We start from the raw sequence: 12,998 nt of genomic DNA on the forward strand, positions 1-12,998 counted from the left end.
AGGGGACGGCTCGGTGCTGTCTTTTCACCCTCGCCCCTTTGGGGAGAGGGCCGGGGTGAGGGGGGAAATTGACTTACTTCGCCTTAACCTTCCCCGCCACCAGCAGCGCGGTCAGCAGCATCAGCGTGCCGGAGATCACCAGAGGTGACGTCAGCCCCAAATGGTCGAGCGCCACGCCGCCAATGGCCGCGCCGCAGGTGTTCGCCAGCTGGATCACCGCCACCTGAATCGACCCGGCTTTTTCCGCCTGATCGGCCAGCGTGCGGGTGATCCACGTCGACCAGCCCACCGGCACCAGGGCAAAGGCCAACCCCCAGATAATCGCGATGGCAGACGCCACCCACTTATCGCTGCCCCACAGCACCAGCACCGCCGCGCTCGCTGCCAGCACCAGCGGCGCACCCGCCAGCGCCACCTTCAGGGAGCGTTTCAGGAACTGGGAAGACAGCGAGGTGCCGACAAAGCTGGCGATACCAAAGCTCAGCAGCACCAGCGTCAGGCCGTCCACGTCAAAGCCCGCCATGGTCATAAACACCGGGCGGATATAGGTGAAGAAGGCAAACTGCCCGGCAAAGGACATAAAGATGGCGGTCATCCCCGCCAGCACGCCGGGGCGCTTCAGCAGCGCGAACATGTTCTGTTTGTGGTGCGCCGCTTCGCCCGGCAGGGACGGCAGCGCTTTCCACACCCAGATGATGCAGAGCAGGCCCATCACCGCCGCCGCGTTAAAGACGTTACGCCAGCCGATAATCCCGCCGAGGAAACTGCCTAACGGCGCGGCGATCACCAGCGCGATAGAGACCGCACCGAAGATAACGGAAAGCGCTTTTGGCACCGTCCGCGCGGGCACCAGGCGCATGGTCAGCGAGGCCGACATCGCCCAGAAGCCGCCTAATCCCAGCCCCAGGCAGGCGCGCCCCAGCAGCAGCAGGGTGAAGCTTTCCGCGAAGGAGACCAGCAGGCAGGAGAGCGTCAGCAGCACGCTGAACAGAATGACCACCTTGCGGCGGTCGATGGTGCCAATCACCTGGGTGATAAACAGGCTGGCGAACATCGCCACGAAGGCGGTAACGGTGACGGACTGCCCCGCCACGCCCTCAGAAATGCCCAAATCCTGCGCCATCGGCGTCAGCAGGCTCACCGGCAGAAACTCAACGGTAATCAGGCAGGCGACGCAGAACGCCACGGCGAAAACGGCCGACCAGTTGGGGCGAGAAACCTCTTTGGTCTGCGGTCTGGTCGTGGGCTGGATATGTTCTGTCATGGCGTCACCTGAAGATAAAAACGTGCGGAAAAGTCGCGCAGTTTATCATCAAAAGTGTGACGGATTTAACGATTTGACAACTTTTGTCGTTTTTACAGGGGATCAGTGCAGGTAAAACACGCCCTCTTCCGGCAGGAAGAGCTGGTTATAGCGAAGCTGGAAAGCGTTTAGCTCCTGCGGATCGGGCTCCATCTCGCGCATGAAGCCAAGCGCCTGACGAATTTGCGCATCGGTAATGGGTGCGGCAAGGCGGGCTTTACGCAGCATGCGGTGCCAGGCGTGCAGGTTCTCCTCGCTGCCGTCGACGATGCAAACCTGCCAGATCAGCAGCACCTGCGCAGCGTTTTGCAGATGCGCCTCGTCGGGTCGCTCAAGGTAGCGGATAAACTCATTGCCGGGCGTTTTACCGAACTGGTCGATCATCGACTCGACCGGCATCGGGGTGATCCCCAGACGCTCGCTCAAACGTTTGATGGCGCGGCGGGAATCTGAGGTCAGGACGCGAAATCCCACCACAAACACCACGGCAAGCGTTGCCAGCATTATCCAGACCATGCGTTCTCCTATGAATAGCCGCTCATCATAGCGGGAAACGCAGGGCGTCGACAGCGACAGCCATAAAAAAGCCCGGCATCACACACCGGGCAAAGAAGTTACCTGCATACTCAGGCTGTTTTTAATTTCTGCGCACGATTCTCACGGCGAATTTTACGTTCTTCCAGCACCGCTACCATCGCCATCAGGACGATACAGCCGATGGCTGCCGCATCCAGCGCCGCGAAGGTGCCCGCCCAGCCGGTGAGGCCGAAAATTGGCGTGCCGTCGGCGATCATCCCCAGACCCAGCTTGGCGAAGCTGTCGCCGATCAGGTAGGCGAAGGTGCCTTTAATCCCATCGGCGGCGCCGATCGCTTTTTTCGGTACGAAGCCGACTGCCGCCACGCCGATTAGCAGCTGTGGACCAAACACCAGGAAGCCGAGCGCGAACAGGGACGCCAGGTAAATGTACTGGTTACTGGCGTGCTGGTAGACGCCGAGCGTGGCGATAATCAGCGCCAGCGCGACGCAGGCCACCAGCGCACGACGACCGTTGGCGAGATCCGAGAGCCAGCCCCACAGCAGGGTGCCGACCAGGGCGCCCACTTCAAACAGGGTGAAGCCCTGAATCGCCACTTCTTTAGAGAGCTTCAGCTCCTGGAAGGCATATACGGTCGACCACTGGTCAATACCAATACGCACCACGTACAGGAAGATGTTTGAGAAGCACAGCAGCCAGATCACTTTGTTTTTCAGCACGTACTCAACAAAGATCTGCCATTTGGACATCTCGTTTTCTTCGGTCTCTTTGTCCTCTTCGCTGATCTCCTCGCCGAACAGCTCTTCGGCTTTGCCGAGGCCGTAAGATTCCGGGGAGTCGCTGCCGTAGCGCAGGCCGATAAAGCCGACAATCAGGGCGATAATCGACGGGAAGATAAACATGCCGATCACGTGGCCGTCGAACAGGTAGTTTGCGCCAAACAGCGCTACGCCAGCCGCCCCCGCCCCGCCGAGGTTGTGGGAGATGTTCCACATGCCGAGGTACGAACCACGCTTGCGGCGCGGGGTCCATTTGGTGATGGTGGAATAGCTGCACGACCCGCCGGTACTCTGGAAGAAGCCGCTCAGGGCGTAGAAGGCGATCATCATGAACAGGCTGACGGAGCCCGCGCCCATGCTGGCGCTGAAGCCGAGCATACAGATGGCGGAGAGGATCAGCATAAACGGCAGGAACTGCTTGGTGTTTTTGCCGTCCGCATAGTAGGAAACGACGGTTTTACCCACGCCGTAGGTGATGGAGAAGCCCAGGCCAATCATCCCCAGCTGCGTCATGCTCAGCCCGTAGGTTGAGATCATGTCGTTCTGCGCGATGTTAAAGTTTTTGCGGATCAGGTACATGGTCAGGTAGCCGATGAAGACCACCAGATAGGACTGCATGAACGGTTTGAACCACATCTTGCGCCGCACGTCGAGCGGCAGATCCAGGGTCGGCTTGCGCACCTGGTTGAGGAAGGCCAGCATGGTTTGCTCCTGAGCTGATTTTTACCTGCGAATGGCAGGCATTGTAAAAATCAGCCGGGAGAGATGCCTGAGACAGCGTCCAGGTAAAACCGGGAAAATTTCCTGGTTTTGCGCCATTCGGGGTGAAAAGGTGAGACGCATCACGCTTCGCTCACCTCGCGCGGCGCCTGCGCGTGCAGGAAGGGCAGCAGCAGCAGCGCGGAAATCCCCGCCGCGATGGCGATCACCGCAAAGAATCCGCTCCAGTGCCAGACGTCGATCACCCGCGCCAGCGGCCAGCCGGAGAGCGATGCGCCGAGGTAGGCAAACAGCCCGACAAAGCCCGTCGCCGCGCCTGCCGCCTCTTTGTGCGAACACTCTGCCGCCGCCATGCCGATCAGCATCTGCGGGCCAAACACGAAGAAGCCGGTGGTGAAGAAGCACGCCGCCTGCATCACGTAGCTGGCGAACGGCATCAGCCACAGCGAGCCGACGGAGAGCAAAATCCCGGCGGCGAAAATCAGGTTCATCGGTCCACGATTGCCGTTGAACAGCTTGTCCGATCCCCAGCCCGCCACCAGCGCGCCGATAAACCCGCCCAGCTCGAACATCGTCACCGCCGAGTTGGCGGTCACCAGATCCACGCCGAGCGTCTCGGACATGTACAGGTTGCCCCAGTCGTTGATCGCCGCGCGCACCACGTAGACCAGCACGTAGCAGAGCGACAGCAGCCAGATGTAAGGGTTTTTCAGCACGTACTTGGTGAGGATCTCCCTGCGGGTCAGCCCCGCGCCCTCCTGCTGCTGGGCAATCTCCATTTCGTCATGCCGCCAGTCGCCCACCGCAGGCAGGCCGACGGTTTGCGGCCGGTCGCGCAGGCGCCAGCAGAGAAACAGCCCGGCAATTATCGCCAGGCCACCGGCAATCATCATCCCCGCGCGCCAGCCGTAGTGCAGCGCCGCCGCCCCCACCACCATCGGAATCAGCGCCCCGCCGACGTTATGCGCGGTGTTCCAGATTGCCCACCAGCCGCCGCGCTCGTTGCGCGAATACCAGGCGGTGAGCAGGCGGGCGCAGACCGGCGCGCCCCAGCCCTGGAAAAAGGCGTTCAGCGCCCACAGCAGGGCAAAGGCCCAAAGCGACGTCGAAAAGCCAAACAGGATATTCACCACCCCGGTGGCGATCAGCCCAACGCCCATGAAATAGCGCGCATTGGAGCGGTCGCTGACGATGCCGGAGAAGAACTTCGACAGGCCGTAGGTGATGTAAAACAGCGTCGCCAGCAGGCCGATATCGGTGCGCGTCATCACGCCGCTGGCGAGGATTTCAGGCGCGGCGGCGTTGAAGCTTTTGCGGGTGAAGTAGAACAGCGCGTAGCCGAGCCAGATGGTCATCAGGATATGGCGACGCCAGTAGCGGTAGCGGGCGTCGATTTCCGCTTTATCGCCAATCGGCGCGGCGCTGGCAGGGGTTTTAAACATGGTAACTCCGTAGCGGCAGGCTGACGCTGACGCGCGTCCCGTGGGTGCAGGAGAGGTTCAGCGTGCCGCCCAGCGCCTTCACGCGCTCGCGCATGCCCGCCAGGCCAAAGCCCTGCTGGCCGGAACCCGGCGGCAGGCCGCAGCCGTCGTCTTCAATTATCAGCTTCAGGCTGTCGTCCTGCTGCCAGCCCTGGATCGTGACCGCGCTGGCGCTGGCGTGCTTGACGATGTTGTTCAGCCCCTCCTGACAGACGCGGAACAGCGTCACGCGCTGGCCTTCGCTGAGCGTAGATTCGTTAATGCGCCAGTCGAGATGGCTGACTATTCCGCGGCTTTCCAGCTCCATCTCGCGCATCAGGGAACGCACCGCCTGCTCCAGCGTAAGGTCGTCAAGCTGGCGCGGGCGCAGCCGTCCTAACAGGCGACGAACGGAATCATAGACGCCCAGCGAAAGCTGTTCGATATGCGCCCCGCCCTGCTTCACGCCTGCGTTTTCTGCCGCCAGGCGCTGGACAATGCCCGCCTGGGTGCGGATGGCGGTGATGGTCTGGCCGATATCGTCGTGCAGCTCGCGGGCGACCTCCTGCCGCACGCTCTCTTCGGTTTCCAGCAGACGCTCCGCCAGACGGCGGTTGCGCGCCAGCTCGGTTTGCAGGGACTGGTTCAGCTCGCGCAGGCGCTGAATGCCCGCGCCGAGCAGCAGCCCGGTCAGGCTCTGTGCCAGCAGGGAAAGCAGTAAATCCACAGGGTGATCGTGCCAGGTCTGGCTGGCGATCAGCGCGATGGCGTTCATCAGCGTGGCGATCAGCGCCCCCTGCCAGCCGTAGTGCCAGGCCAGGGCGATAATCGGCAGCGCCAGACAAAACGGCGTGAAGCGAGAAAGCTCGGCGGGCAGGCCAAGCTGGAGCCACAGGCTCACCACAAACAGCAGCAGATACCAGATGAGGTGCCGGGCGCGCCAGTTCACCGGCTGGGAAACCAGCGCCGGGCCGAGAGGCTGCCAGACGGTGCTGGTGAGGTAGTGCCAGATCACCAGACAGGTTGGCGCGAGCGTCAGGCCGCCGGTGAGGGTCAGCAGCAGGGCGTTGAGCATCTCCTTCTCGCCGATCCACGGAAGCGACTGCAGCAGCAGCGTGCGCCAGTCGCGCTGGTGGCGGTAGCGGGAAATGAGGGCAACCGGGAGAAGCGTGAGCAGGCTTCCGGTCATCAATAAGGGCAGGTGCGCGAGGGCAACCTCCTGCGCCAGCCAGACCAGCATCAGCCATTCAGCACCGAGCAAAACGGGCCAGTAGGCGCGCGGACACTGGAGCATTAACCCCAGACGCAGGCCGAAGGGAAACAGCAGCACCGCCAGCTCCGGGCGTTCCACCAGGTGCAGGCTGATGCTCCACAGGCAAAACCAGGCGGCGGAGAAGATAAAAAAGCTGGCGACAACGGCGATCAGCCGTGAAAAAGCGGAACTCATTGCCAGCTGTCAAACATGCGGCGCGCCAGCTCGACGTCGTTGCTGACGTTGAGTTTTTCCATCAGGTTGGCGCGGTGGACGTGCACGGTTTTCGGGGACAGCTCCAGCTCGGCGGCAATCTCTTTCACCGACATCCCCTGCGCGAGCTTCTCAGCCACCTGGCGCTCGCGTCGGGTGAGCGGATCCTGACGTCCGGCCGCCAGCTTGATGGCGATATCCGGCGTTAAATAGCAGCCGCCGGTGGAGACGGTTCGCACGGCGGCGATCAGTTCGTCGGGGCTACAGCGCTTGGAGAGAAAGCCGCGCGCGCCCGCGTTGAGGGCCTGCTCGACCAGCGCCGGGCTGTCGTGGACCGACAGCATGATCGTCGCCATCCCTTTCGGCAGCTGGCTTAGCAGCTCCAGCCCGGAGAGATCCGGCATCGAGATGTCGCAGATACAGACCTGCACCCCGCGCCCCGGCAGGCCCGCCAGCGCCTCGCGACCGGAGCCAAACTCGGCCACGACCTGAAAATCCGGTTCGAGGTTTAAAAGCTGGGCAAAGCCGGAGCGGACGATAAGGTGGTCGTCGATGAGAGCGATGGTGGTCATGTGTCTTCCTGCGGTCTGAAAACGCCGGATGGCGCTGCGCTTATCCGGCCTGCAAGCGCGACGCCTACAGGCCGACCAGGGCGCTTACCTTAAGCGATTTATTCGAAAAACACCGCAATTTTGTTAAACATGGTGGGATCGGACTGGTTGCGCGCCACTCTGGTGACGTCTTCCAGCTTGTCGATCTGCGCCATCATCTGCTCCAGACGCTGGTCATCGTTGACCAGCAGCCAGATGCGGCTGTGCTCGCTGCCCTGAATCGGCAGACAGAGAATGCCTTCCACGTTAAACGCCCGGCGGGCAAAGAGCCCGCAGACGTGGGTCATGACGCCAGGGTGGTTGCGGACGGTGAGTTCCAGAATGACGTTATCATGTTGTTTCTGCATGGCTTATTCTCCCACCATCTCAGTATTTGCCGCTCCCGGCGGCACCATCGGATACACTTTTTGTTCAGGGTCGATACGCACGTGGATCAGCGCCGGGCCGGGGCGAGAAATCGCGTCCTGCAGCGCCGCGTGGGCATCCTCTTCGGCGTTCAGATCGCAGGTGTGCAGGCCAAAGCCGGCGGCAATCTGCATGAAGTTAATCATCCCCGGGTAGGTCGCGGCAAACACGCCCTGCTTGTAGAACAGGCTCTGCTGCTGGTGCACCAGCCCCAGCGCCTCGTTGTTCATCAGGATGATTTTCACGTCTAACTGGTTTTCGGCCGCGGTCGCCATTTCCTGAATGTTCATCATCAGGCTACCGTCGCCGGAGAAGCAGATGACCTTGCGGTCCGGGTTGGCGAGCGCCGCACCCACGGCTGCGGGCAGGCCGAAGCCCATGGTTCCCAGACCGCCGGAGGTCAGCCACTGGCGCGGACGGTTCAGCGGGTAGGCCTGGGCGGTCCACATTTGATGCTGGCCCACGTCGGTGGTGATAATCGCGCTGTCGTCCACGCAGGCTGCCACGGCGTTGATCAGTCCGTAGTGGCTCAGCGGGTCGCCTTCGGTTGGGATGGCGCCCGGGAACTCGCGCTGCAGATCGGCCACCAGCTGGCGCCAGTCGGCGCGGTCGGCTGCGTCCGTCTGCGGGATCAGCTGCGCCAGAACCTCGGCCACGTCGCCCTGAATCGCCACGTGCGGCTGCTTGATTTTACCCAGCTCGGCGCGGTCGATATCCACGTGAATGATTTTGGCGTTCGGGCAGAACTGCTCGGTTTTGCCGATCGCCCGGTCATCAAAACGCGCGCCCATAACAATCAGCAAATCAGCCTCTTGCAGGATGTAGTTGGTGCTGCGCGCGCCGTGCATGCCCAGCATGCCGAGAGAGAGCGGGTGCGCTTTAGGCAGCATGCCCAGCGCCATCAGAGTCATGGTGGTCGGCAGGTTGGCTTTCTCTGCAAACTGGCGGATTTCATCCGCAGCGTTAATCGCTCCGCCGCCCAGATAGAGCACCGGGCGTTTGGCGGCGTTAATCATGTCGGCGGCATCGCGCACGCTCTCAGCGCTGAATTCCGGCGCGGGGGCACGCTCGCCCGGCTCCGGCAGGACGTCGATCTCGATCTCAGCGGTCTGGACATCCTTAGGAATGTCTATCCACACCGGGCCCGGGCGGCCGGACTGCGCAATGCGGAACGCATCGCTGATAACCTGAGGAAGCTCGCTGATGTCGCGAACTAAATAGTTATGTTTGGTGATGGGGATAGAGATGCCGTAGGTGTCCACTTCCTGGAACGCATCGGTGCCGATCATTGAGGACGGTACCTGGCCGGTAATGCAGATCAGCGGAATGGAGTCGAGACGCGCGTCGGCGATGGCGGTCACCAGGTTGGTTGCGCCCGGGCCGCTGCAGGCCATACAGACCGCCGGTTTACCCTGCGTACGCGCCATGCCCTGAGCAATAAAGCCTGCCCCCTGCTCGTGGCGCGCCAGCACGTGGCGGATCTGCGTGCTTTGGCTTAACGCATCGTACAGCGGCAGCACCGTGCCGCCCGGGATGCCCGCAACCGTGGTGATGCCCTGCCGTTCCAGCAGATGAACGATCAGCTGCGCGCCAGTAAAACGCGTCTTGGTGGATGTTGTGCCCGAACTTGCCATGCTCCAGTCCTTTTCTTCTGGGCCGACGTTCCGGGGAGGGTCCTAAACGAAAAACCCCGCCCGGTTTGCGCCGGCGGGGTTTTGGATTCGTGTGTTGATCCAGTCCCTACGGCGCATTGCCGACGACCACCACCACACGCACGACGACCACTGCGGCTGGTTGCGCAGTTTTTAGTAGGGTCGAAGTGAAGATGGATGAAGTCATTGGGGACCTGTGTTTGGAATCATTGATGGAATTTATACAAACACAGGTTTTCGGGCGTGACAATGGAAATATTTTCATCTGCGCAAAAATGCGTCAGGGATCACGTTTCAGTAAGTTGCTCGCTCATTCCAGGAGTCACTATAGATGACATTGCCGTCGCAATGCTTCCAGGTGATTTTCTCGTAGCGGATGAGAACCGTCTCAAGGTGTGTTCCGGTGTTTGCGCCTGGGTACAGGTCTGGTGTGATTGAGGTGATTTTCACATTCTCGAGGAGGATATTAAAATATTCCTGTTCTAAACCCGCCTCATTAATCTGGTACATCTTAATGGTGGCTGACTGGAGCGTTCTTCCTGTACTCAGCGCCCGAAATAAAATCGGGGTTACACGATCAAATTCCTTCTGAAACATGACGGGCATGTGTATGCGCGTCCCCGTCAATTTTCCGGTATTCCCGTCGACTGGAATGTTAACATTATGAGTGAACGATTTGAGTTCAATTGCACCTTCACGCCCTGACACAAGGCAAGGTCCAACCATGGGAGAACCATTTTCATCTGTTAGAAACAAATAAGCTGGGTTTGACATATAAAATCCTTTTTATAAAATTTAATCGTACTTATCAAAGCGGCCGAAAATTATCGGATGCACAATAATAAATACAACAATAGAAATGAATGTTAGTAATACCCAGTGGTCAGGCATCAACCACAGGAACAAAGAGGCGCACGCAAAAATATAAACGGGGAATAAAACATCCGAAAACAGAATTGATAGCAGACTCTTAAACATGCTCCTTGTCCTTTAAGTCGTCATAAATTGTATCGAAATCCTTATAGAATCCCATTTGCACCTTCTTAATGAGTTCAGACAGGAAAGGCTCAAAAAAGTAGTAAAGCATCTCCAGTTGTGCGGCATACAGGGTCGCGTAATACCTGGGGTCCAACGTTTTCAGGCGACGGGCAGCAAAAGCGCACTTCTGTTCCGTTCCAATCAATTGAAGCGCCATGACAACGTTAGGTACGCGGCGTGCAAGCCGTTCGACGACGATTTCAGAGAGCAGGCCAGATTCGGAAAGGGATTTGGCCAGCCCCAATGCTATCGCTAAACGCGCGGCCTTGTTTGTTGGTATGTTTTTAACAAGCCCGGTGACTTTTGAATCCATCTTACGAACGCGATTTTGTTCATTTCCATTTTCAGAATCGGTAATAACACGTTCAAAATAAAGATAGAGCATGTGTTCTATTACATCGCGATAACGGTAAAGCGAGAGAATTGAGAGATACATCCTCTTTTCTTCTGAGAGAAGCTCATCACACACATCGTGATAGCTGGGGATTAAGCATGATGAGTACCAGCTTACACGCTCGATTCCTGAGTAAATATCAGAACCGATCTCCTTTAATGCTCTCCATGTCCCTGCAACGCCTTGCTGTCCATAAATAGCCAACTGCCTGTCACTCTGGAACTTCATCTTTAAATAATCAGATGCTTGCATAATGTATCCATACAATATTTGCGACTCCTGGAATATACATTGGAAAGCGCTGAGTTTCAAACAAGTGAAATTATTTCAACTAAACATTCACGTAAAAAATAAGTTGGCTCACTTTTATTTATTAGTGTTATACGCGAAGTAATTAAATTACTTGAGAGGTATTAGTAAGTTATATTAGTTTACATATTAAGTGGTGTTATCTTACAAAATGAATCTAATACCTCTCCATTAAACAGAGCGGCTTAAGCAATCCGGCTAGCCCACATCGAAGCCAAACAGCAGAACCCTCGCTCATCCAGCAGTTTTTTATGAGGCACATCAGAAAACAAAAAACCCCGCCGGAGCGAGGTTTTTATCAGGGTTTTGCGGTTGGTCGCCGCAGAACACACTGTGTTACGTCAACGCAAAAAGTATACGCGATCGAAGACGAACGCGCAATTCAGGCACGGATTTTGACGTTTTTGAGTATGGATCGCCTTCCTGATTTTGTCCAAAAAATACTGTTCATACATACAGTATTTATCTATACTGAGGGTGTTCGCAGTGAGCGAGGGGGCCGCAGTTTTACCGGCGCAACGAAGTCCTGGCTGAAACGGGTGGTGCCGTCAGTGCCTTAACCCCTGAAGTGAGCACACTGTGTTACGTCAATCCAGGTGCTGGCAACAGGCGGCGGAAAGGTACGCCAGCATCGTGCTCCTTTTAACCAAAAGGAGACGCGTATGAGCGTAGTGGATATGGTGATACTTATCCTCAAACTCATTGTTGCAGTACTGCAACTGCTTGATGCTGTCCTGAAATTCCTTCGGTAATTCAGGTTCAAGTCGCACCTGAGAGGGGCGGGCAACCGCCCCTCTTTAATAACGAGGGAATGCTATGTCGCGTCTGTTAATTGAGCCCGTCACACCGGATGAACCGGGGTATATCGCCCTGAAGGCTGAAAGTATCGCACTGAATTTCAACATGCTGCGCAGGCTGGAAGAGAACTGGCAGCGCGGCGAGAACCGCTTTAACGCGCCGGGAGAAAAGCTGCTGGGCGCGTTTCTTAACGGCAAGCTGGTCGGCGTATGCGGCCTCAACCGCGATCCGTTCAGCCAGCAGCCGCGCGCCGGACGTATTCGCCATCTCTACGTCAGCGAGAAGTGCCGCGGGCTGGGCATTGGCAAACAGCTTTTAACCGTGGTGATGGCCGATGCCAGCATCTGGTTTGATTTTCTGAATACCCACGCGCCGGACAGTGCCTACGGGTTTTATAATCGGGCGGGTTTTACGCTGGTCTCGGACGAACCGCGGGTGACGCACCGCCTTTTTTGTGCCGTGTAACCGGCTGGCAGCATCAGGGTGTGAATGTTACAGTTGAGTGACAATTCATCACCCGATACGCCATGACCACCACCGTTTTCTGCATTTTGCTCTTCGCCGCGCTGCTGCATGCCAGCTGGAACGCCATCGTTAAGGCCGGAACGGACAAGCTCTATTCCGCGATAAGCGTCAGCGGATCCGCCACGCTTATCGCTCTGGTCTTACTGCCGTTTTCCCCACAGCCATCTGCTGCAAGCTGGCCGTTTTTGATCGTCTCCTGCGCCTTACAGGTGGTGTACACCGTGCTGGTAGCGAAGACCTATCAGGTCTCCGATATGAGCCAGACCTATCCCCTGATGCGCGGCACCGCCCCGCTGCTGGTGGCGCTGATCGGCGTGCTGGCGCTCGGCGATCGTCTCTCCTGGCTCGCCTGGTCCGGCATCGGGGTAATTTGCCTTTCGATTCTGGCGATGGCGATGCATGGCCGCATGCAGTCACGCAAAGGGATCTGGCTGGCGCTGCTGAACGCCTGCTTCATTGCCGGGTATACGCTGGTGGACGGCACCGGCGTGCGGCTGTCGGACACCGCGCTGGGCTACACGCTGTGGACCTTCTTTATGAATGGCTTCTGCCTGCTGAGCTGGGCGATGGTGGCGCGTCGGCGCGAGGCGTCCGGCTACCTGCGCCTGCACTGGAAAAAGGGGTTACTCGGCGGGGTGGGCACCATGGGCTCTTACGGTCTGGCGCTTTGGGCCATGACGCAGGCACCGCTGGCGGTGGTCGCGGCGCTGCGTGAAACCTCGATTCTTTTCGGGGCGCTGATCGCGTTTGTCCTTTTAAAAGAGAAGGTTGCGGGCCTGCGCATCGCGGCGGCGCTGGGTATTGCCGCCGGAGCCATTCTGCTGCGCCTGGCGTAAATCACTGGCAACATTAGTTGCCGTTCTTGTTTACAAATCCTGCCTTTCCCGGTTTTTTCATTCACCACGACAATGCTTAAATTGTCATCTCTCTGTGGTAGATTCCTCGCGCATTTATGGGAATGCTCAGTCACTTATTCTTCATTTTTCTCTTTTGGCAAAAGTA

Annotated in this window: 14 protein-coding genes; 3 read left to right on the forward strand and 11 right to left on the reverse strand. The window is 58.3% G+C overall.

Annotated elements, in window-relative coordinates; genetic code table 11:
• Window positions 1-73: 73 nt before the first annotated feature.
• The 11 genes from nepI to IM317_RS20955 all read right to left on the reverse strand — a co-directional run bounded on the left by nepI (window position 74) and on the right by IM317_RS20955 (window position 10,616).
• Window positions 74-1,264 carry a purine ribonucleoside efflux pump NepI gene (gene nepI, locus IM317_RS20905; RefSeq protein ID WP_033144329.1) on the reverse strand — a complete coding sequence of 397 codons (1,191 nt, stop codon included), beginning with the start codon at window positions 1,262-1,264 and terminating at the stop codon, window positions 74-76.
• Between the two features lie 102 nt (window positions 1,265-1,366).
• Entirely contained in the window at window positions 1,367-1,819 is a 453-nt protein-coding gene (locus IM317_RS20910) for a DUF1198 domain-containing protein (RefSeq protein ID WP_033144330.1), read from the reverse strand.
• A 110-nt stretch (window positions 1,820-1,929) separates the two neighbouring features.
• Window positions 1,930-3,321, reverse strand: a complete 1,392-nt coding sequence (gene uhpT / locus IM317_RS20915; protein ID WP_033144331.1) for a hexose-6-phosphate:phosphate antiporter — start codon at window positions 3,319-3,321, stop codon at window positions 1,930-1,932.
• 140 nt (window positions 3,322-3,461) lie between these two features.
• Window positions 3,462-4,781: an MFS transporter gene (locus IM317_RS20920; RefSeq protein ID WP_033144332.1), complete on the reverse strand. Its 1,320-nt coding sequence runs from the start codon at window positions 4,779-4,781 to the stop codon at window positions 3,462-3,464.
• Complete coding sequence (gene uhpB / locus IM317_RS20925; RefSeq protein WP_033144333.1) at window positions 4,774-6,246, reverse strand: signal transduction histidine-protein kinase/phosphatase UhpB; 1,473 nt, start codon at window positions 6,244-6,246, stop codon at window positions 4,774-4,776. Before uhpB ends, IM317_RS20920 begins: the two co-directional genes overlap by 8 nt.
• On the reverse strand, window positions 6,243-6,836 hold the full coding sequence (gene uhpA / locus IM317_RS20930; RefSeq protein WP_032626676.1) for a transcriptional regulator UhpA: 594 nt from the start codon (window positions 6,834-6,836) through the stop codon (window positions 6,243-6,245). Before uhpA ends, uhpB begins: the two co-directional genes overlap by 4 nt.
• A gap of 98 nt (window positions 6,837-6,934) precedes the next feature.
• A complete protein-coding gene (gene ilvN / locus IM317_RS20935) occupies window positions 6,935-7,222 on the reverse strand; it encodes an acetolactate synthase small subunit (protein ID WP_033144334.1) in 288 nt (95 codons plus the stop codon).
• Window positions 7,223-7,225: 3 nt separating this feature from the next.
• Window positions 7,226-8,914 (reverse strand): acetolactate synthase large subunit, encoded by a 1,689-nt coding sequence (gene ilvB / locus IM317_RS20940; RefSeq protein WP_033144335.1) that lies wholly within the window; start codon window positions 8,912-8,914, stop codon window positions 7,226-7,228.
• Between the two features lie 106 nt (window positions 8,915-9,020).
• A complete protein-coding gene (gene ivbL / locus IM317_RS20945) occupies window positions 9,021-9,119 on the reverse strand; it encodes an ilvB operon leader peptide IvbL (RefSeq protein ID WP_057979964.1) in 99 nt (32 codons plus the stop codon).
• Window positions 9,120-9,226: 107 nt separating this feature from the next.
• The gene (locus tag IM317_RS20950; RefSeq protein ID WP_033144336.1) at window positions 9,227-9,706 is read right to left on the reverse strand and encodes a type VI secretion system tube protein TssD; all 480 of its coding nucleotides are present in this window, start codon (window positions 9,704-9,706) and stop codon (window positions 9,227-9,229) included.
• 196 nt (window positions 9,707-9,902) lie between these two features.
• Window positions 9,903-10,616, reverse strand: coding sequence for a hypothetical protein (locus IM317_RS20955; protein WP_033144338.1), 714 nt, complete (start codon window positions 10,614-10,616; stop codon window positions 9,903-9,905).
• A 719-nt stretch (window positions 10,617-11,335) separates the two neighbouring features.
• Between IM317_RS20955 and tisB the strand changes: the two genes are divergently transcribed.
• From tisB to IM317_RS20970, 3 genes are all read left to right on the forward strand, one after another.
• On the forward strand, window positions 11,336-11,425 hold the full coding sequence (gene tisB, locus IM317_RS20960) for a type I toxin-antitoxin system toxin TisB (RefSeq protein ID WP_023309830.1): 90 nt from the start codon (window positions 11,336-11,338) through the stop codon (window positions 11,423-11,425).
• A 64-nt stretch (window positions 11,426-11,489) separates the two neighbouring features.
• Complete coding sequence (locus tag IM317_RS20965) at window positions 11,490-11,936, forward strand: GNAT family N-acetyltransferase (RefSeq protein WP_033144339.1); 447 nt, start codon at window positions 11,490-11,492, stop codon at window positions 11,934-11,936.
• Window positions 11,937-11,998: 62 nt separating this feature from the next.
• Entirely contained in the window at window positions 11,999-12,832 is an 834-nt protein-coding gene (locus tag IM317_RS20970; protein ID WP_033144340.1) for an EamA family transporter, read from the forward strand.
• Window positions 12,833-12,998 lie beyond the last annotated feature (166 nt).

This window comes from Enterobacter cloacae complex sp. S3 (genome assembly GCF_014930495.1).
Classification (GTDB): Bacteria; Pseudomonadota; Gammaproteobacteria; order Enterobacterales; family Enterobacteriaceae; genus Enterobacter; species Enterobacter asburiae_B.